Annotated in this window: 16 protein-coding genes; 15 read left to right on the top strand and 1 reads right to left on the bottom strand. The window is 63.4% G+C overall.

The window, feature by feature from the left end; genetic code table 11:
- Positions 1-2: 2 nt before the first annotated feature.
- The 15 genes from FFS13_RS17890 (at position 3) to FFS13_RS17820 (ending at position 19,080) form a co-directional block, all read left to right on the top strand.
- The gene (locus FFS13_RS17890) at positions 3-1,430 is read left to right on the top strand and encodes a sigma-54 dependent transcriptional regulator (protein ID WP_137820407.1); all 1,428 of its coding nucleotides are present in this window, start codon (positions 3-5) and stop codon (positions 1,428-1,430) included.
- 711 nt (positions 1,431-2,141) lie between these two features.
- The gene (locus FFS13_RS17885) at positions 2,142-3,548 is read left to right on the top strand and encodes a polynucleotide adenylyltransferase PcnB (RefSeq protein WP_137820406.1); all 1,407 of its coding nucleotides are present in this window, start codon (positions 2,142-2,144) and stop codon (positions 3,546-3,548) included.
- Positions 3,548-4,027: a 2-amino-4-hydroxy-6-hydroxymethyldihydropteridine diphosphokinase gene (folK, locus tag FFS13_RS17880; protein WP_137820405.1), complete on the top strand. Its 480-nt coding sequence runs from the start codon at positions 3,548-3,550 to the stop codon at positions 4,025-4,027. Before FFS13_RS17885 ends, folK begins: the two co-directional genes overlap by 1 nt.
- Before the next feature lie 134 nt (positions 4,028-4,161).
- A complete protein-coding gene (gene panB / locus FFS13_RS17875; RefSeq protein ID WP_137820404.1) occupies positions 4,162-4,962 on the top strand; it encodes a 3-methyl-2-oxobutanoate hydroxymethyltransferase in 801 nt (266 codons plus the stop codon).
- On the top strand, positions 4,959-5,819 hold the full coding sequence (gene panC, locus FFS13_RS17870) for a pantoate--beta-alanine ligase (RefSeq protein WP_137820403.1): 861 nt from the start codon (positions 4,959-4,961) through the stop codon (positions 5,817-5,819). The genes panB and panC overlap by 4 nt, the downstream gene beginning before the upstream one ends.
- 83 nt (positions 5,820-5,902) lie before the next feature.
- A complete protein-coding gene (gene panD, locus FFS13_RS17865) occupies positions 5,903-6,283 on the top strand; it encodes an aspartate 1-decarboxylase (RefSeq protein WP_119956178.1) in 381 nt (126 codons plus the stop codon).
- An 86-nt stretch (positions 6,284-6,369) separates the two neighbouring features.
- Positions 6,370-8,034 carry a glucose-6-phosphate isomerase gene (gene pgi / locus FFS13_RS17860; protein WP_137820402.1) on the top strand — a complete coding sequence of 555 codons (1,665 nt, stop codon included), beginning with the start codon at positions 6,370-6,372 and terminating at the stop codon, positions 8,032-8,034.
- A 307-nt stretch (positions 8,035-8,341) separates the two neighbouring features.
- Positions 8,342-10,279 (top strand): acetate--CoA ligase, encoded by a 1,938-nt coding sequence (gene acs, locus FFS13_RS17855; RefSeq protein ID WP_137820401.1) that lies wholly within the window; start codon positions 8,342-8,344, stop codon positions 10,277-10,279.
- A 109-nt stretch (positions 10,280-10,388) separates the two neighbouring features.
- Positions 10,389-11,267 (top strand): oxygenase MpaB family protein, encoded by an 879-nt coding sequence (locus tag FFS13_RS17850; protein ID WP_137820400.1) that lies wholly within the window; start codon positions 10,389-10,391, stop codon positions 11,265-11,267.
- 100 nt (positions 11,268-11,367) lie between these two features.
- Positions 11,368-12,549, top strand: a complete 1,182-nt coding sequence (locus tag FFS13_RS17845; RefSeq protein ID WP_137820399.1) for an acetyl-CoA C-acetyltransferase — start codon at positions 11,368-11,370, stop codon at positions 12,547-12,549.
- Positions 12,550-12,679: 130 nt separating this feature from the next.
- On the top strand, positions 12,680-13,696 hold the full coding sequence (locus tag FFS13_RS17840; RefSeq protein ID WP_137820398.1) for a class I SAM-dependent rRNA methyltransferase: 1,017 nt from the start codon (positions 12,680-12,682) through the stop codon (positions 13,694-13,696).
- 82 nt (positions 13,697-13,778) lie between these two features.
- Positions 13,779-16,739 carry a DUF748 domain-containing protein gene (locus FFS13_RS17835; RefSeq protein ID WP_137820397.1) on the top strand — a complete coding sequence of 987 codons (2,961 nt, stop codon included), beginning with the start codon at positions 13,779-13,781 and terminating at the stop codon, positions 16,737-16,739.
- A 188-nt stretch (positions 16,740-16,927) separates the two neighbouring features.
- Entirely contained in the window at positions 16,928-17,233 is a 306-nt protein-coding gene (locus FFS13_RS17830; RefSeq protein ID WP_137820396.1) for a DUF2845 domain-containing protein, read from the top strand.
- A 61-nt stretch (positions 17,234-17,294) separates the two neighbouring features.
- The gene (locus FFS13_RS17825) at positions 17,295-17,597 is read left to right on the top strand and encodes a DUF2845 domain-containing protein (protein ID WP_256657942.1); all 303 of its coding nucleotides are present in this window, start codon (positions 17,295-17,297) and stop codon (positions 17,595-17,597) included.
- Positions 17,598-17,625: 28 nt separating this feature from the next.
- On the top strand, positions 17,626-19,080 hold the full coding sequence (locus tag FFS13_RS17820; protein WP_137820394.1) for a rhomboid family intramembrane serine protease: 1,455 nt from the start codon (positions 17,626-17,628) through the stop codon (positions 19,078-19,080).
- Between the two features lie 44 nt (positions 19,081-19,124).
- Here the strand turns inward: FFS13_RS17820 and FFS13_RS17815 are convergent, their stop codons facing one another.
- Complete coding sequence (locus FFS13_RS17815; RefSeq protein ID WP_137820393.1) at positions 19,125-20,540, bottom strand: hypothetical protein; 1,416 nt, start codon at positions 20,538-20,540, stop codon at positions 19,125-19,127.
- Positions 20,541-20,723 lie beyond the last annotated feature (183 nt).

Genomic DNA, 20,723 nt, shown 5'->3' with positions numbered 1-20,723 from the left:
TAATGCCACATATTCTGATCGTCGAAGACGAGACCATCATCCGCTCGGCCCTGCGCCGCCTTCTGGAACGCAACCAATATGAGGTCAGCGAAGCCGGTTCGGTGCAGGAAGCACAAGAGCGGTTCAGCATCCCCAGCTTCGACTTGATCGTCAGCGATCTGCGCCTGCCCGGCGCCCCCGGCACCGAGCTGATCAAGCTCGGCCAAGGCACCCCGGTGCTGATCATGACCAGCTACGCCAGCCTGCGCTCGGCGGTGGACTCGATGAAGATGGGCGCGGTGGACTACATCGCCAAACCCTTCGATCACGATGAAATGCTCCAGGCTGTCGCCCGCATTCTGCGCGACCGGCAAGACGCCAAGAGTGTGCCGAGCGAACGCAGCAGTGCCAATGGCAGTCGCACTAGCGAAAAAGCCGCGAACACTAGCAACGGCGAGATTGGCATCATCGGTTCCTGCACCCCTATGCAGGAGCTGTACAGCAAGATCCGTAAAGTCTCTCCGACCGACTCCACCGTGCTGATCCAAGGCGAGTCCGGCACCGGCAAGGAACTGGTCGCGCGCGCCCTGCACAATCTCTCCAAACGCGCCAAGGCACCGATGATCTCGGTGAACTGCGCGGCGATCCCGGAAACCTTGATCGAGTCCGAACTGTTCGGTCACGAAAAAGGTGCGTTCACCGGCGCCAGCGCCGGACGTGCCGGGTTGGTGGAAGCCGCTGACGGCGGCACCTTATTCCTCGACGAGATTGGCGAACTGCCACTGGAAGCCCAGGCCCGCCTGCTGCGCGTGCTGCAGGAGGGCGAGATTCGCCGGGTCGGCTCGGTGCAATCGCAAAAGGTCGACGTGCGTTTGATCGCCGCCACCCACCGCGACCTCAAGACCCTGGCCAAAACCGGGCAGTTCCGTGAGGATCTGTTCTACCGCCTGCATGTCATCGCCCTGAAACTGCCCGCCTTGCGCGAGCGCGGCGCCGATGTCAGCGAGATCGCCGGCCTATTCCTGGCCCGCCAGTCCGCGCGGATGGGTCGCAGCGAGTTGCGCTTCGCCCACGACGCGGAACAAGCCATCCGGCATTACCCCTGGCCGGGTAACGTGCGCGAGTTGGAGAACGCCATCGAGCGCGCAGTCATCCTCTGCGAGGGTTCGGAGATCTCCGCCGAGCTGCTGGGTATCGATATCGAACTGGATGACCTGGAAGACGACGACTTCCTCGGCGCCCCCGTGCAGCACAACAACAGTAATGCTCACGAACCCACGGAAGATTTGTCCCTGGAGGACTACTTCCAGCATTTCGTCCTCGAGCACCAAGACCACATGACCGAGACCGAGTTGGCGCGCAAACTCGGCATCAGCCGCAAGTGCCTGTGGGAGCGCCGCCAGCGCCTGGGCATCCCGCGCCGTAAAACTGGAGCGGTGATCGGCAACTAAGGCGTAACGGTGGTGACAGCTGCGCGACTTTTTGGTTCCACGCACTGTTACCCCCTCAACATCTCGTAACAAAAGCCGGGTCTTATGGTAACGAGAACCCGGCTTTTTTATGCCTGCCAGCCACCCCTAAAAACGCTCAAGCCCTTGTTTTACAAGGAATCACAAAAACTGGCACGGCTCCTGCTATATGTTTGGTACAACAACAATAACAAGCACTGTAAAAGACAATAAAAATAAGACGTACCGACTCCAGCACAACAAAAACAATACCGCGGGGGGGCGCAGCTAACTGATTCTTTTGGAGAGGAATTGCCTTTGGGGCTTGCCCCACAACCAGGCCGAGAATAACAAAACTGCCCCAAGGCAGAGCCCGAACTGGTTGGATCACATGATCATGGCTGCATCAGCATCCAAAGCAATCCGTTTGCTATTGACTTCCACATTGGGAGTTTTTCCTGAAGCCACTAGGCCGACGGAACGGGGCAATCAACAAAAACAACAAGCCCGACATAATAATAAAAACAAAGCACGCACCTACTTGGGGGGGAGCCTCGGCTCCCCCAGTAGCTTCGCCCTCCCAAGCGCTGACAGCTCCCGCTTTGACAGCCCTTCGCAGCTTCCTACACCATCCCCCGACTCAATGCTAGAATCCGCGCCTATCATGCGGTCATTTCCTATTCTGGCCGACCATTCCGTCAAACAGTGCATCCCATGCTGAAAAAGCTGTTCCAGTCTTTGCGTTCCCCCCTGCGCCGCGCCAAACACCTGCGCAGCACCCCTGAAGTGCTGACTAATCGCCAGCATCCGTTACGCCGCGGGCAAATCAGCCGCTACGCGGTCAGCGTCGTGGAGCGTCTGCAAAACGCCGGTTACCAGGCCTATTTGGTCGGTGGTTGCGTACGCGACCTGCTGCTGGACATCGAACCCAAGGATTTCGACGTCGCCACCAGCGCCACGCCCGAGCAAGTGCGGGCCGAGTTCCGCAACGCGCGGGTGATCGGCCGTCGGTTCAAATTGGTGCACGTGCATTTCGGCCGCGAGATCATCGAGGTCGCGACCTTCCGCGCCAATCACCCGCAGAGCGAAGACGATGAAGACAGCAACCAGTCTTCGCGCAATGAGAGCGGCCGCATCCTGCGTGACAATGTCTATGGCAGCCTGGAGGACGACGCTCAGCGCCGCGATTTCACCATCAATGCGCTGTACTACGACGTTACCGGCGAGCACATCCTCGACTACGCCCGTGGCGTGCACGATATTCGTAACCGCTTGATCCGCCTGATCGGCGACCCCGAACAACGCTACCAGGAAGACCCGGTACGCATGCTGCGCGCCGTGCGTTTCGCCGCCAAGCTGGACTTCGACATCGAGAAGCACAGCGCCGCGCCTATCCCGCGTCTGGCCGCGATGCTGCGGGAAATCCCCTCGGCGCGCCTGTTCGATGAAGTGCTCAAGCTGTTCCTCGCCGGCTATGCCGAGCGCACCTTCGAGCTGCTGCTCGAGTACGACCTGTTCGCCCCGCTGTTCCCGGCCAGCGCCGCCGCACTCAAGCGCAACCCCGACTATGCCCACAGCTTGATCAGCCAGGCACTGGCCAACACCGACCTGCGGATCCAGCAGGGCAAACCGGTAACCCCGGCATTCCTCTTCGCCGCCCTGCTCTGGCCTGCGTTACCCGCACGCGTGGCGCAACTGCAGGAGCGCGGCATGCCGCCGCTCCCGGCCATGCAGGAGGCCGCCCATGAGCTGATCAGCGAGCAGTGCCAGCGTATTGCCGTGCCGAAACGCTTCACCATTCCGATCCGCGAAATCTGGGATATGCAGGAACGCCTGCCACGCCGTAGCGGTAAACGCGCCGACTTGCTGCTGGAAAACCCACGTTTCCGTGCCGGTTACGACTTCCTCTTGCTGCGCGAAAGCGCCGGCGAGAAAACCGGCGGCCTGGGTGACTGGTGGACGGATTATCAGGACTGTAGCGACAGCGAACGCCGCAGCATGATCCGCGACCTCAGCAGCAACCAGGACGAAAGCAACGCAGCACCGCGTAAACGTCGGCGCGGCGGTAACCGCCGGCGTGGGCCGCGCAGCGACGGCGCTCCGACCCCAGCGGGCGAATGATGGAACGGGTGTATATAGGCCTCGGCAGCAACCTGGCCGAGCCGCTTGACCAATTGCGCGACGCCCTCGGCGCGCTGGCGCAACTACCGCAGTCGCAACTGGTCAACGTATCGTCATTTTATGCCAGCGACCCGCTCGGTCCGCCCGAGCAACCGCGCTATGTCAATGCCGTGGCCGCACTGGATACCAGGCTCATGCCGTTGCAGCTGCTCGACGCCCTGCAGGCCATCGAACTGAACCAGGGTCGACAGCGCAAGGCCGAGCGTTGGGGACCACGCACACTGGACCTGGACATCTTGCTGTTTGGTCAGCGTCTGCTCGACGAACCCAGGCTCAAGGTGCCGCACTACCATATGCACGCCCGGCCGTTTGTCCTCTACCCCTTGGCCGAGCTTGCTCCAGACCTGCAGCTGGCGGATGGCCGGCGGCTCAGCGAGCTGCTTAGTGCCTGCCCGTTCCAGGGCCTGGAGCGCCTTTAAGTCGCCGTGACTATGGCGGTAACGCCAGTAACAACTCGGTAACACCTGCAATTGACTTCACCCCGCCCCATCAGGACTATAGGCGTCCCGTTGCCCCGCTCCGATGCGCGCGAGGCGCCAAGAGGACGACTGTGATGCCTGACGTTACCCTGACCACCCTACAAAGCCTCAAGCAGAGCGGCGCGAAAATCGCCATGCTTACCTGCTATGACGCCACCTTCGCCCAGGCCGCTTGCCAGGCCGGAGTCGAAGTACTGTTGGTAGGCGATTCCCTCGGCATGGTTCTGCAAGGCCACGACAGCACCTTGCCGGTTAGCGTCGCCGATATGGCCTACCACGTTGCCAGCGTCAAACGCGGCAATCAGGGCGCGCTGATTCTTGCCGATCTGCCCTTCATGTCGTACGCCACCCTCGAACACACCTTCAACAATTGCGCCGCGCTGATGCAGGCCGGTGCGCATATGGTCAAGCTGGAAGGCGCCGCCTGGCTGGCCGAGCCGATCCGTCAGCTGGTCGAGCGTGGCGTGCCGGTATGCGCCCACCTTGGCCTGACACCGCAGGCGGTGAACGTCTTCGGCGGCTACAAGGTCCAGGGTCGCAGCGAAGCCCAGGCCCGCCAGTTGCGCTGCGATGCCATGACCCTGGAACAAGCCGGCGCGGCCATGCTGCTGCTGGAGTGCGTGCCGAGCGAATTGGCGGCGGAAATCACCCAGGCGGTGAAGATTCCGGTGATCGGCATTGGCGCCGGTAACGCCACCGACGGCCAGGTGCTGGTTCTGCACGACATGCTCGGCCTGTCCCTGAGCGGCCGCACCCCCAAGTTCGTGAAGAACTTCATGGACGGCCAGCCGAGCATCCCGGCAGCCCTCGCCGCCTACGTCAAGGCCGTCAAAGACCTGTCCTTCCCCACCGCCGAACACGGATTCTCTGCATGAACACGGTTACCACCGTCCGCGAGCTGCGTGCCGCAGTCGCCCAAGCCCGCGCCGAAGGCAAGGATATCGGCCTGGTGCCGACCATGGGCAATCTGCACGCCGGCCATGCAGCGCTAGTGGAGAAGGCTGCCCAACGCGTCGATTTCGTGGTCGCGAGCATCTTCGTCAACCCGCTGCAATTTGGCCCGAAGGAAGACCTCGCGAGCTACCCGCGCACCCTCGCCGCGGATCAGGAGAAACTGATCCAGGCCGGCTGCCACCTGCTGTTCGCCCCCAGCGTCGAGGAGATGTATCCCGACGGCATGGCCGGACAAACGCTGGTCCACGTGTCCGGTGTGTCCGAAGGACTCTGCGGCGGCAGCCGGCCAGGCCATTTCGACGGCGTCGCCACGGTGGTGAGCAAGCTGTTCCAGATGGTGCAGCCGGATCTGGCGGTGTTCGGCCAGAAGGACTACCAACAACTGGCGGTGATTCGCACCCTGGTGCGTGACCTGAATATGCCGGTCCAGATCATTGCCGAGCCGACCGTGCGGGCCGAGGATGGTCTGGCCCTGTCTTCGCGCAATGGTTATCTGGACGACGCCCAGCGCGCGGCGGCACCGGCGATTTATCGCTGCCTGAAGCAGATGGCCACGGCGATCAAGGCCGGCGAGCGCGACTTCGCCAAGCTGATCGCGCAAGGCAAAGGCGAGCTGGCGCATGCAGGCTTTCGCCCCGACTATCTGGAAATCCGCAGAGCCGACAACCTGCGCCCAGCCGAGGCCAACGACCGCCAGCTGGTGATTCTCGCCGCAGCGTTTATTGGCAGTACCCGGTTGATCGACAACCTCGCGTTCGACCTCGAAGAATCCGCCTGAAGGCACACCGCCCGCGGCCTTGATCGCCCCTCAGGGTTCGGGCAAACTCAGCCGCCGTTTATGGCCCCGCTAAGGAAACCACCATGCACGCCATCATGCTCAAGGCCAAATTGCACCGCGCCGAAGTCACTCACGCGGTGCTCGATTACGAAGGTTCCTGTGCCATCGACGGTGAGTGGCTGGACCTTTCCGGCATCCGCGAATACGAGCAGATTCAAATCTACAACGTCGACAACGGCGAGCGCTTCACCACCTACGCCATCCGTGGCGAGGAAGGCTCGCGGATCATCTCGGTGAACGGCGCGGCGGCGCACAAAGCCAAAGTCGGCGACCGCGTGATCATCTGCGCCTATGCGCACTACAGCGAGGCCGAACTGGCCAGCTTCAAGCCGCGCATGCTGTATATGGCGCCCGGCAATGAACTCAGCCATACCAGTAATGCCATTCCGGTGCAGGTCGCTTAAGACCAGCGCCGCTAAACTGAAAGCCCGGAACGCTCCGGGCTTTTTAGTGTTCAAAGGTTCTTCACGTTAGAAGGAAGTTGCAGGCCATGGCGTATTACCAACACCCGCTCGACGTTACTACCCTGCCCGCCTGGCAGGCGCTGAGCCAGCATCGCGCAGCCATGCAGGACTTCAGCATGCGCGAGGCGTTCAATGCCGACGCCCAGCGCTTTAGCCAGTTCTCCCTGAGCAGCTGCGGCCTCTTCCTCGATTACTCGAAAAACCTGATCGACGCGCAGACTCGCGATCTGCTGGTCGGCCTGGCGCGCGAAGCGGGCCTGGAGCAGGCCATTCGCGCGCTGTTCGACGGCGAGCTGGTCAACGCCTCGGAAGGCCGTCCGGCCCTGCACACGGCGCTGCGCCGGCCCGTCGGTGAACGCCTGATAGTCAACGGCGTCAATGTGATGCCCGAAGTCCACCGCGTGCTCAATCAGATGACCGAACTGGTGGTGCGCATCCACAACGGCCTGTGGCGCGGCTACACCGAGAAGCCGATCACCGACGTGGTGAATATCGGCATCGGCGGCTCCTTCCTCGGCCCGCAACTGGTCTCCGAAGCCTTGCTGCCGTTCGCCCAACAGGGCGTGCGCTGCCATTACCTGGCGAATATCGACGGCAGTGAATTCCACGAACTGTCGGAAGGCCTGCGCGCCGAGACCACGCTGTTTATCGTCTCGTCGAAGTCCTTCAACACCCTGGAAACCCTGAAGAACGCCCAGGCCGCACGCAGCTGGTACCTGGCCCAGGGCGGTTCGGAGGGCGAGCTCTACAAGCACTTCATCGCGGTATCCAGCAACCGTGAGGCGGCGATGGCCTTCGGCATCCGCGAAGAGAATATCTTCCCGATGTGGGACTGGGTCGGCGGCCGTTACTCGCTCTGGTCGGCGATCGGTCTGCCGATTGCCCTGGCCATCGGCATGTCCAACTTCAAGGAGCTGCTGTCCGGCGCCTACAGCATGGACCAGCACTTCCAGAGCACGCCCTTCGAACGCAACATGCCGGTACTGCTGGCGCTGCTCGGGGTCTGGTACGGCAATTTCTGGGGTGCGCAAAGCCACGCCATCCTGCCCTACGACCACTACCTGAGAAACATCACCAAGCACCTGCAGCAGTTGGACATGGAGTCCAACGGCAAGAGCGTGCGCCAGGACGGCAGCCCGGTGACCTGCGACACCGGCCCGGTGATCTGGGGTGGGGTCGGCTGTAACGGCCAGCACGCCTACCACCAGTTGCTGCATCAGGGCACCCAGCTGATTCCGGCGGACTTCATAGTGCCGGTGGTCAGCTACAACCCGGTCGCCGATCACCATCAATGGCTGTATGCCAACTGCCTGTCGCAGAGCCAGGCGCTGATGCTCGGCAAGAACCGCGACGAGGCCGAGAGCGAGCTGCGCGCCAAGGGTCTGCCCGAAGACGAAGTGCAGCGCCTAGCGCCGCACAAGGTGATCCCCGGCAACCGCCCGAGCAACACCCTGGCCATGGAGCGCATCAGCCCGCGACGCCTGGGCGCACTGGTGGCGCTCTACGAACACAAGGTGTTCGTGCAGAGCGTGCTCTGGGGTATCAACGCCTTCGACCAATGGGGTGTGGAGCTGGGCAAGGAGCTGGGCAAAGGCGTCTATCAGCGCCTGACCGGCGGCAACGAGCAACCGGCCGAGGATGCCTCCACTCAAGGACTGATCGACTACTTCCGCGGCCGTCATCGCGGCTAAGGCTCAAGCCCCATGCAAGCACACGAAGCCGGCCTGGTAACTCCACGCCGGCTTCGTGCTGCCTGGACCCGCCACGCACCAGCGCTGGACTCGACAAAGCCCGTCGCGGCCCTGGATCGCGCGCTAAGCGCTATAGACAGCGCGTACGGCAGCGCCACCGTAACCTTCGTCACTCGGCAATTGGACTATCCACAGACTATCCTTCAGCCGCTGCCGCACTAACAGCAGGCGGGGAAGCACTTGAACCAGGCAGCGGCCTGGGTGCACCCTTACGGGCATTGCGGCAACACAACAAAAAGGACCCGCTATGTTCGAGATCACCGCCCACCCCGTCGCCGATGCCGTGCGCCAACGCGCGCACCTGAACAGCGACGACTATCAGCGCCTGTACCGGCAGTCCATCGACCACCCCGAGACCTTCTGGGCCGAACAGGCAAGCGCCTTCCTCGACTGGTTCAAGCCTTGGCACAGCGTGCATCACGGCGACCTGAAGCAAGGCCAGGCCACCTGGTTCAAGGACGGCAAGCTGAACGTCAGCTACAACTGCATCGACCGCCATCTGCAACGACGCGGCGAGCAGATCGCGATCATCTGGGAAGGCGATAATCCGGCCGAGTCGGCCCATATCACCTACAAGAAACTCCATCACCACGTCTGCCGCCTGGCCAACGTGCTGAAGAGCCGCGGCGTACAGAAGGGCGACCGGGTCTGCATCTACATGCCGATGGTGCCGGAAGCGGCCTACGCCATGCTCGCCTGCGCCCGAATCGGCGCCGTGCACTCGGTGGTGTTCGGCGGCTTTTCCCCGGATGCCCTGCGTGACCGCATCCTCGATGCCGACTGCCGTACCGTGATAACCGCCGATGAAGGCGTGCGCGGCGGCAAGTACATCGGCCTGAAAAACAATGTCGACAAGGCGCTGCTGAGCTGCCCGGACGTTTCCACCGTGATAGTGGTCGAACGTACCCAGGGCGAGATCGGCTGGGTCGCAGGCCGCGACCTCTGGTATCACCAGGCGCTGCACGGCACCAGCGACGATTGCCCGCCCGAGCCGATGGACGCCGAAGACCCGCTGTTTATCCTCTATACGTCAGGAAGCACCGGCAAACCCAAGGGCGTGCTGCACACCACCGGCGGCTACCTGCTGATGGCCGCCATGACCCACAAGTACGTGTTCGACTACCACGACGGCGATGTCTATTGGTGCACCGCCGACATCGGCTGGGTCACCGGCCATAGCTACATCGTCTACGGCCCGCTAGCCAACGGCGCGACCACCCTGGTGTTCGAAGGCGTACCGAACTACCCGGACAGCTCGCGTTTCTGGCAGGTGATCGACAAACATCAGGTGAATATCTTCTACACCGCGCCGACCGCTCTGCGTGCGCTGATGCGCGAAGGCGAAGGCCCGGTGCAGAAAACCTCGCGCAACAGCCTGCGCCTGCTCGGCAGCGTCGGCGAGCCGATCAACCCGGAAGCCTGGGAGTGGTACTTCAATGTGGTCGGCGAGCGACGCTGCCCGATCGTCGATACCTGGTGGCAGACCGAAACCGGCAGCATCATGATCACCCCGCTGCCCGGCGCCAGCCTGCTCAAACCCGGTTCGGCGAGCAAGCCGTTCTTCGGCGTGCAGCCGGCCCTGCTGGACGAGCAAGGCCAGGAAATCCAGGGTGCCGGCTCAGGCGTACTGGCGATCAAGGCCAGCTGGCCAAGCCAGATCCGCAGCGTTTACGGCGATCACCAGCGGATGATCGACACCTACTTCAAACCCTACCCCGGCTACTACTTCACCGGTGACGGCGCGCGCCGCGATGAAGATGGCGACTACTGGATCACCGGCCGCGTCGACGACGTGATCAACGTCTCCGGCCACCGCATCGGCACCGCCGAAGTGGAGAGCGCCCTGGTGCTGCACGATGCCGTGGCCGAGGCCGCGGTGGTCGGCTACCCGCATGACATCAAAGGCCAGGGTATCTATGCCTTTGTCACCCTGATGAATGGCATTGAAGCGAACGAGGCCCTGAAGACAGAGCTACTCGCGCTGGTCAGCAAGGAGATCGGCGGCTTCGCCCGGCCGGAACTGATCCAGTGGGCCCCCGTCCTGCCGAAGACCCGCTCGGGCAAGATCATGCGGCGCATCCTGCGCAAGATCGCCTGCAACGAGCTGGACACCCTGGGCGATACCTCGACCCTGGCCGACCCATCCGTGGTCGACAGCCTGATCGACAAGCGTCTGAATCGTTGACACGGCAACGCTCCGCGGGCTTCTCGACTCACTGAACCCAGGCCGGATTTCGCCAAGAGGCGCTACCCGGCCTGGGCTTTTCGCCCTTGGAAACACCCGGTCCACCCTTATGGAATTTATCCGCCGCCGTATCGAAAGCCAGGTTCTTGGCCTCACCGGCCTGGCCTTGGGCCAGATCGACTTCGAAAACCCCCAAGGCGACCCCGGCCTGTTCGGCCCCGACACCATCTGCTGGCAGGTGCATGGCGACTTCACCAGCATGCTGATCGGCGGCATCGGCGCGTTGATGTTGCAGGCGCTGCATCCCCTGGTGCTGGCCGGCGTCTGGGATCACTCCAACTTCCGTGCAGACCTGCTCGGCCGCCTGCGCCGCACCGGACAATTCGTCTCCGGCACCACCTATGGCTCGACCCAGGACGCCAACTGGCTGATCGACAAGGTACGCACCATTCACCTGCAGGTGACGGGCACCGCGGCGGACGGCCGCCCTTATGCGGCCAGCGATCCGGCGCTGCTGACCTGGGTGCATGTCGCCGAAGTCAGCAGCTTTCTCGCCGCCCACCTGCGCTATCGCAACCCACAGCTGTCCGGCGCCGATCAGGATGCCTACTACGCCGAGACCGCGCTGATCGCCGAACGCCTGGGGGCGCAGGCGGTGCCGCGCTCACGGCAAGAGGTCGCCGACTATCTCGAACAGATACGCCCGCAATTACTCTGCGATCAACGCAGCGAGGAAATCCTCCGCGTCCTGTTCAACGCCCCGGCGCCGAGCGCCCTGGCCAAGCCGGTCGGCGCACTGATGCTGCACGCCGGTATCGACCTGTTGCCAGAGTGGGCCGCACAGATGCTCAGCCTAGGTTTCAACCCCCTGCAGCGCCGCTTGATTCGCAGCGGCGTCAAGCACACCGCACCACTGCTGCGCTGGGCGGTGCGCAACGGCTCCGTAACCCGCGCGCGCCGACGCCTGGGGCTGCCGCCGCTGCGTTGAACGACCGCTCGGCTCGGCATCTGGCCGCCAGCAAAGCCTCTGTGCCAACATACGCCCCCGCCGCGGCTTGCCGCGCCCACTATTCGTGAGGAACTGCGCCATGCAAGAAGTCGTTATAGTCGCCGCCACCCGTACCGCCGTTGGCAGCTTCCAGGGCTCGCTGGCGGGCATTCCTGCCGTCGATCTGGGGGCGGCGGTGATCCGCAGCCTGCTCGAGCAGACCGGCCTGAATGGCACCGAAGTCGACGAAGTGATACTCGGCCAGGTGCTGACTGCCGGCGCCGGCCAAAACCCGGCGCGCCAGGCCGCGATCAAGGCCGGCCTACCCCATGCGGTACCGGCGCTGACCCTGAACAAGGTCTGCGGCTCCGGCCTGAAAGCCTTGCACCTGGGCGCCCAGGCGATCCGCTGCGGCGACGCCGAGGTGATCATCGCCGGCGGCCAGGAGAACATGAGCCTCTCCACCTACGTCATGCCGGGCGCCCGCACCGGCCTGCGCATGGGCCACGCGCAGGTCATCGACACCATGATCAGCGACGGCCTGTGGGATGCCTTCAACGACTACCATATGGGCATCACCGCGGAAAACCTCGTCGAGAAGTACGGTATCAGCCGTGAGGCCCAGGATGCCTTCGCCGCCGCCTCGCAGCAGAAAGCCGTGGCCGCCATCGAAGGCGGGCGCTTCGCCGAGGAAATCACCCCGATCCTGATTCCGCAGCGCAAGGGCGAGCCCCTGGCCTTCGCCACCGACGAGCAGCCACGCGCCGGCACCACGAGCGAGGCCCTGGGCAAGCTCAAGCCGGCGTTCAAGCAGGACGGCAGCGTCACCGCCGGCAACGCCTCCAGCCTCAACGACGGCGCCGCCGCCGTGCTGCTGATGAGCGCCGCCAAAGCCCAAGCCCTCGGCTTGCCGGTGCTGGCGCGCATCGCCGCTTACGCCAATGCCGGCGTCGACCCGGCGATCATGGGCATCGGCCCGGTCTCGGCGACCCAGCGTTGCCTGGCGAAGGCCGGCTGGACGCTGGAGCAGCTGGACCTGATCGAAGCCAACGAAGCCTTCGCCGCCCAGGCCCTGGCGGTCGGCAAAGAACTCGGCTGGGAGGCCAGCAAGGTCAACGTCAACGGCGGCGCCATCGCCCTCGGCCACCCCATCGGCGCATCGGGTTGCCGGGTACTGGTGACCCTGCTGCACGAGATGATCAAGCGCGATGCCAAGAAAGGCCTGGCCACCCTGTGCATCGGCGGCGGCCAAGGCGTGGCGTTGGCGATCGAACGCGAGTAACGCGACAGGGCTGTAGCGCGGATAAATCGCTGCAGATTTATCCGCCGTCTCGGTCCCGTCCGCAGGGTAACGCTATGCGTTATCGCCCTGCGCCCTGATAAACTGCCCCGCCCAGTCCAAGGCGCTGCGCATGCCCCTTTTGAACCAGGCGCTGCGCGCCGCCCTCGACACTCGTCAGTCGCTGTTGGCCGAACTGCATGCGCAGGGTACCGACTGCTACCGGTTGTTCCACGGCAGCCAGGAAGGCGCTGCCGGCCTGACTATCGATCGCTACGGCCGGCAACTGTTGGTGCAGAGTTTCCACAGCACACTGGAACACGCGGCCCTGCTGGAACTGCACGCGGCCATCAACGCGCGCCTCGGCCTGGAGACCTTGCTGGTCTATAACGACCGCTCGCGCGGCAACTCCCGCATCGATCGCAGCGACCCGGTTTACCAAGCCAGCGCAGCCGCTCTGGAAGACCTGATCGGCCACGAATGGGGGCTGAAATATCGCGTGCGTGGCCGCCACGCCGGTCAAGACCCGCTGCTGTTTCTCGACCTGCGCAATGCGCGGGGCTGGGTGAAAGCCCACAGCGCCGGTAAAAGCGTGCTCAACCTGTTCGCCTACACCTGCGGCGTTGGCCTGTGTGCGGCGGCCGGCGGCGCCCACGAGGTATGGAATCTGGATTTCGCCGAGGGCAATCTGGCGGTCGGCCGCGAGAACGCCGCGCTCAACCCCGAACTGCCGGCGATGGAATTTATCCAGTCCGACTATTTCCCCGCCATCCGCCAGTTGGCGGGGCTACCCATCGCCCAGCGCCGCGGGCAGAAACTGCCGAGCTACCTGCGCCTGCAACAACGTCAGTTCGATCTGGTGCTGCTCGACCCGCCGGCCTGGGCCAAAAGCGCCTTCGGCACCGTCGACCTGCTGCGTGACTACCAGAGCCTGCTGAAACCCGCGTTGCTGGCCACCGCCGAGAATGGCGTGCTGATTTGCTGCAACAACCTGGCGAAAGTGGCCCTGGAAGACTGGCGTGAGCAGGTGCTGCGCTGCGCCGACAAGCTCGGCCGGCCGGTGCGCGACTGCCAAGTGCTGGCGCCCGCCGCCGACTTTCCCTCGGCGGACGGCCGCCCACCGCTGAAGACCCTGATTCTTCAGCTCTAGGAAACAGCGCAGATCACGCGCTGAACCCGAAGCGCGTGCCATACTCCAAACCACTTCTTGCCAGGAAAGATGAAGCCTCACCATGCCCAAAGGATTGAAACGCGCCGGTGGCGCCCTGCTGATTGCCTTCGCCCTCTATAGCCTCCTCGGCTTCCTGATCCTCCCAGGCGTAGCCCTGCGTATCGCCAATCAACAGCTGGCCGAACTCGCCAGCGTGCCGGCCAGCCTCGAGCGTTTGGAGCTCAACCCCTTCAGCCTGGAACTGACCCTCTGGGGCCTGCAGTTGGGCGAGCCGGGTGCCGAACAGCTGACCTTCGAACGCCTGCACGCCAACCTGCAACTGGACAGCCTGTGGAGCGGTGCGCTGCACCTGGCGGCTGTCGAGTTGGAGAAGTCCCACACCGAGGTCCTGTTCGCCAAGGACGGCACGCTCAATCTGACGCAGCTGTTCAAACGGCCGGCGAGCCCTGAGACGCCGGCCGAGGAGACGCCGAGCGAGCCGTTTCCACTGCGCATCGATCGCCTGCAACTGATCGAAGGCGGCCTGCACTTTGCCGACCGGCGCCCCAGCGAGCCGGTCGAGTTCATCTACGACTCGCTCAATCTGGAGCTGAAAAAACTCAGCACCCTAGCGGACGACAACTCCGAGATGAGCCTGGTCGCCAAGGGCCCGCACGGTGGACGCATCGACTGGAGCGGGCAGATCAGCCTGACGCCCCTCACCTCCAGCGGCCAGTTGAAGATCACCGAAGGCAAGATGAAAGCCTTCTGGCCCTATGTCCGCGACGCCGTGCCCTTAGTGTTGGAGGATGGCGTCATCAGCCTCTCCACCGACTACAGGCTGGATCTGAGCAAAAGCACCGAGCTACTGCTGAACAATACTTCCGCCAGCATCGCGCCGTTCGCCATCAAGGCAACCGATGGCCGCCCGCTGGTACGCCTGGAGCGCTTGGAAGTCAGCGAGACCTCGCTAGACCTGGCTAAACAACAAGTCATAGTCGGCAAGATCCGCAGTCAAAACCTGGAAACCTGGGTTGCCCGCGAGAAGGACGGCGAACTGGACTGGCAAAAACTGTTCGCCTCGCCCCCCTCCGCACCACCGGCCAAGCCGGCCCCAGTCGCAACGCCAGCAGCCGACAGCACGACTGACGCGCAAGCACTCGCCACTGCCGACGCCACAACGCCAGCCGCCGCACAGGCAGAGCCGAGCAAACCCTGGCAAGTCTTACTGCGCGATACCCAGTTGCGTGGCTACCAGATCCACCTGGCCGATCGCCTGCCCGAGCAGGCCGTCGCCTTGGAGCTCGGCCCACTCAATCTCGACCTGCAGGACTTCGACAGCCTCAACCAGTCGCCTTTCACCTTGAGGCTCGATACCGGCCTCGGCAAACAGGGCAAGCTCAACCTCGCCGGCCAGGTCAACCTGAGCCCGATCAGTGCCAAATTGCAGGTCGCCACCGAGGATATCGACCTGCGCGTGGCTCAAGCCTACCTGGCCCCCTTGGTCCACCTGGAGTTGCGCAGCGGTCTGCTCGGCAGCGACCTCGCCGTCGACCTGAAAAGTACCGAGCCACTGGCCTTCAGCATCGCCGGGCGCGCCGAAGTCAACCAGCTGCACAGCCTCGACACCCTTAAAGAACGCGACTTCGTCAAATGGCAGCAGTTGCTGCTCGACGGCCTGAACTACCAGCATGGCGACAGCCTGGAGATCGCCAAGGTCAGCCTGGCCCAGCCCTATGCACGCTTTCTGATCAACGAGGATCGCAGCACCAATGTCAGCGACCTGCTCATTCCACAGCCAGCCGATCCCCAAGCCCAACCCGCAGCGGCCGGCAAGCCACTGGGCATCCACCTTGGCGAAATAAGCATCAATGACGGCTCGGCCAACTTCGCCGACTTCAGCCTGACGCCCAACTTCGCCACCGCGATCCAGCAACTCAACGGCCAGATCGGCCCCCTCGATAGCCGCAACCCGAAGCCGGCGAAAGTCGACATCAAGGGCAAGGTCGACCGCTATGCTCCGGTCAGCATTCTTGGCAACCTCAATCCCTTCGAGCCGCTGGACAGCCTGGACCTGACCACCAGTTTCAAACATGTCGAACTGACCACGCTGACGCCCTATTCCGGCAAGTTCGCCGGTTATCGCATCCGCAAGGGCCGGATCAATCTGGACCTGCATTACCGCATCGAGAAAGGCCAGTTGACCGCCGAAAACAAGCTGGTGGTCGAGAAGCTGCAACTCGGAGAACGGGTCGACAGCCCGGACGCCGTCGACCTGCCGGTACGCCTGGCCGTCGCCCTGCTGAAGGACTCGGAAGGCAAAATCGAGATCGAGCTGCCGGTCTCCGGCGATCTCAACAACCCCGAGTTCAGTGTGATGCCGATAGTCTGGCAAACCCTGCGCAACCTGGTGTTGCGCGCCGCACAGGCGCCCTTCAAGTTCATCGGCGGACTGGTCGGCGGCGGTAGCGCTGTCGACCTCAGCACAGTGCAATTCGCCGCCGGCAGTGACGAGTTGGACGGCAACGCCGAGAGTGCCCTGAGCACACTCTCGGCGGCTCTTAAAGAGCGCCCGAGCCTGCGCCTGGAAGTAGAAGGCCTGAGCGCCGCCAAGAGTGACGGCCCACTGTTGGCTCAACAGCGTCTGCAGCGCGAATACCAATACATTTACTACAAGATCCTGCAGCGCCGCGGCGACAAGGTGCCGGCCGAGGCCAGTCAACTGGAAGTGCCCGAAGATGAGCAGGCGCCGATGCTGGAAGGCATCTACCGCACTCGTCTGAAACAGCAACCACCGGCCGACTGGACCGAGCTGGGCGATGACGAGCGCAGCGCCAAACTGCGCGAGGGGGTCCTTAACTTCTGGGGCCAAAGTGAACTGCTGCTGCGCCAACTGGGCCAGGCGCGGGCCGCTAGCATCAAGGACTATCTGGTGGCTAAGGGTGGGCTGGCGGACGAACGCATTTATCTGCTCGACGTCAGCCTCGGCGAGCCGGGAACCGACGGTCGCGTGGCCTCACCCCTGCACCTGGATAGCGAATAAGGCCACGGCTGCAGCTGACCTGCGCAGCTCAGGGCAAAACCCTGCGCTGTGCAGGTTACGTGGTTAGCTCGACGATGAGCGCCGCCCCCTTGCCGGCAAGCGCCTGAAACCTATCGCGACTCGGCGCCACTGACAGCCCTCCGGCGCGGGTGTAGGCTGATCTCACCGCACCCGCTTCGGACCGTCCCGTGAAAGTCCCCGTCTTGCTTGGCTTGTCGTTTCTGCTCTTGACCGGCCCCGTCTCGGCCGCCTCCACCCTGCGCTGTGGCAGCGAGTTGATCAGCCTCGACGATCACAGCGGCGAGGTGCAGAGCAAATGTGGCGAACCGCTCAGCCGCGACTTCCTCGGCTACCGGGTGATCGTCGGTTACTACGGCGAGCGCAGCGAAGTGCAGGTCGAGGAATGGGCCTACGGTCCGCGCAACGGCATGTACTACTACCTGCGTTTCGAAGCTAATCGCCTGGTCAAGATCGAGAGTAAACGCGGCAACTGACAGGCCTTGGCAGCCAATGCTAGGCTGCCTCCCTCCCCCATAGGACAGGATGCCCACTTCGATGAAAACACGTCTTACCCTGCTCGGTCTGCCACTGCTCCTGCTGGCCGGCGAAAGCTTCGCCTCGCTGCGCTGCGAAAAGGGTATCGCCAGCGAAGGCGACCGCATGGTTGAAGTACAGAGCAAATGCGGCGAACCGGTCAGCCAGAACGTCATTGCCTATTCCAAGACCCGCACCGGTAACCGTAGCGTGGAAGTCGAAGTGCAGGAGTGGGTCTACGGCCCCCGGAGTGGCGGCATGCTGTACTTCCTCCGGTTCGAAGGCGGTATCCTGAAGCGCATCGAGAGCAAACGCGGCAGCTGAACCACACCCTCGCCAAGGAAGGCCGTAGATGCTGATTCTCCCTGCCGAACACCCGCTGGACTGGAAAAAGCCGCCAGTCATCACCCTGCTGCTGATCCTGCTCAATGTGCTGATTTACTTCGGCTACCAGGGCGGTGATAACGCACGCGAAGCCACTGCGGTAGAGACCTACCTCGATGGCGGCCTGCTCAACCGTGAGCGCAGCCTGTTTCTCGACGCATTCAGTGCCCGCCACGAGCTCGACGGCGGGCAACAAAAAGCCCTCGGCGCCATGCGCCGGCCGGAACTCGCCGAGCTGATCCTCGGCGACCTGCAGTTTGAAAACAGCCTGCATCACAATCCCGCCTACCTAGCCGATCCGGCCTGGCAGGCCGCACGGCAGAAGGCCGAGGCCGCGCGCGACCAACTGAGTAACATGCGCTTCGGTTTCATCCCGGCGAAATTCAGCGTCCAAGGCCTGTTCGGTGCGATGTTCCTGCATGCCGACTTCGGCCATCTGGCCGGCAACATGCTGTTTCTGTTCATCTTCGGCTTCGCCCTGGAAATCGCCCTGGGCCGCGGGGTCTACCTGGGGTTGTATCTGCTCAGCGGCGTGGCCTCGCACCTGCTGTGGTGGATCATGGACCCGGTATGGGTCAGCGGGATTGGCGCCTCGGGGGCGATCTCCGGGCTGATGGGCATGTACCTGGGCATCTACGGGTTGCGGCGAATCAACTTCTTCTACTGGTTGGGTCCGCTGTTCGGCTACTTTCGCGCGCCTGCCCTGTGGATCCTGCCGGTGTGGATGGGTAAGGAGCTGTATGGCCTGCTACTCGCCGACGACCATGTGAACTACTACGCCCACCTCGGCGGCATGGGCGCCGGCTTTCTCGCCGTCTGGCTACCACGCCTGGGCGGCCAGCTAAAAGTCGACGATGCCTATCTGCACAAGGAAGACCCGGACGCACCGTTCAAGCGCGAGCTGGCTGGGCTGGATCAACTGATCGGACGCTTTGCCCTGGAGCAAGCCGCACCCCGCGGGCTGGATTTGCTGGCCCGCTACCCCGGGCGGCTGTTGCTGCTGGAACGCCTCTACCCAGTGGCGAAGAGTCGCCAGGACCACGCCCTGATGAGCGCTCTGCTAAAACAGTTCTTCCTCCTGCCGGCACAACCGGCCTGCCTGCCGCTGCTACAGCGTTTGGCCGACGACAGCAGCGACCCGCAGCAGCGCCTGCTGCAACATCCCGCCGTGCAGTTACACCTGCTGCAACGTCTGCTGCGCGTAACCGAGGCCCCACGCGCCCTGGCCGCCTGGCGCAAGCTGAGCCAGGCCAAAGCCCACCCGGCGCAACTGCCGGCGCTGACCCTGCAACTGGCCAAGCTGCTGGGGCAACGCGGCGATCTACAGGGCATTGCCGAGCTGAGCCGCTTTCTCCACGGCGCTTACCCGCAAGCCGAACAGACCCAGCAACTGAGCCTGTACCGGCAGCACCTGGCCCGCTGAATGCAGCAGGCCCGCTCCAACCGTAGTCGTGACCGGCGGCCGACTCAGGCGTTGGCCGCCAGCCGGGCGACTGTTGCCTCGAGAGCTGCGACTTCACTCAGCAGCGGTGATTGCGGGTAACGCGCGCGCACGAAGGCCAGCAGCTTCTGCGCCGGCTCCAATTGCCCCAGGCCCTCGGCAAAGCCTCGCGCCGCCAGCAGGTAAGCCCGGGGGATGTGTGGATAATCGGGAAAGCGCTGGTGCAAATTGCGCAGCAGGCTCAGGCCTTCGCGGGTCTTGTGCCGGTCCAGCAGCGCCCCGGCCAGTCGCTCGCACACCAGCGCATCCTCGGGCAGAAAGTCCGCCTTGAACTGGCGCGCATTGAGCAGTGCGGTAGCCGCTTGCGCCGGGTTGATCCGCGCAGCCAAAGGCAGGTAGTGCGCCAGATGACGCAGGCACCGCTCACGGGCATTCAAGCCATACAGCAGCTGATGAAAACGCTCATTCAACTTGAGGTCGTCTGGATCACGCTCCAATGCGGCGGCCAGCGTTTCCAGGGCCTGCTCGCTCTGGCCTTCCTTCAGACGAATCTCGGCCTCGGCCAAAGCGCGACGACGTAGATACTCGGCTGTCGGAAAGCCGAGCTGGCTGTCTTCCTCGGCCATCGCATAACCAAGAGCGCCCTGATACTGGAACACCGCGTAGCCCATCATGGCGCACATCACCACGCCGAAGTAACCGAAGAGGAAGGCCGCCACCGGCACCAGCACCACTCGTGGCAAGCCATGGGAAAGCATGTAGGTCACCCAGCTCGGCGATTGCCAGAGGATGAACAAGAAGGCGCAGAGGATCAGATAGCGCCAGCCCATGGCCTTGATCACCTGCCCCACCTCGTCCGGGCTCAACGCCGCACTTAAGGTCTTATCCAAAGCCAGGCGAATGATGCTGGCCGGCAGCGCCAACAACAGGCCGATATTCACCGCCCAGTACAGTGCCTCGCTGTCGAAGTCGGCCGCCAGCCACAGCGCAGCGAAAGACAGGAAGAACACCACCAACTGCTTGAAGAACAGCCCGAAACCCTCGCCGACAAAGGCGCTAAGCAGACTCGGCGCCTGCTTTTGCGCCTCACTGTTGGCCTCGATCACGCTGTAGAAATACTTGGTGGCGATGCTGAACAGCACGACCCAGAGCAGAATCGAATGCGGCATAAACAGGCTGGCCAGCGCCAGTACCGCACTGAACGCCAGAGGCCCGGCTTGCAGGCCATAGGCGAAGAAGCGCGGAATCCGCTCCCAGAAGGGCTGGGCGCTGTTGGCCGCGCCGAGAAAGTCGAGCTGGCTCCGGCACAAGGGGCAGGCAGGTGTCTCATCCGGAGCATCGGCATTCAGCGGCATGCAGCAGTCGCCAAAATACCGCTGACAGGACAGGCAGTGCCAGGTGGCGGGTTGTGCCGGGTGATAGCGGCAGAGGGTCTTATCCATGAACGGTGCATTCCTTGTCGAGCACGGCGGGCGATGCCTATTCTCCAGGCAAAAAAAGAGGGCCCGCAAGGGCTAATGCCAGTCAGTTAAGCCCTTTCGCTTGACCTTGGGCCGCAAGAAATCAAAATCCGATGCCTGAATTGGCATCGGATTTTTTATGCGTCTCGCTCGGGCACTGCAACT

This window comes from Pseudomonas sp. 2FG (genome assembly GCF_005502935.1).
Taxonomy (GTDB): domain Bacteria; phylum Pseudomonadota; class Gammaproteobacteria; order Pseudomonadales; family Pseudomonadaceae; genus Aquipseudomonas.
Note: the sequence above shows the minus strand (reverse complement) of the source record. Positions and strands in the feature narration are given on the sequence as shown.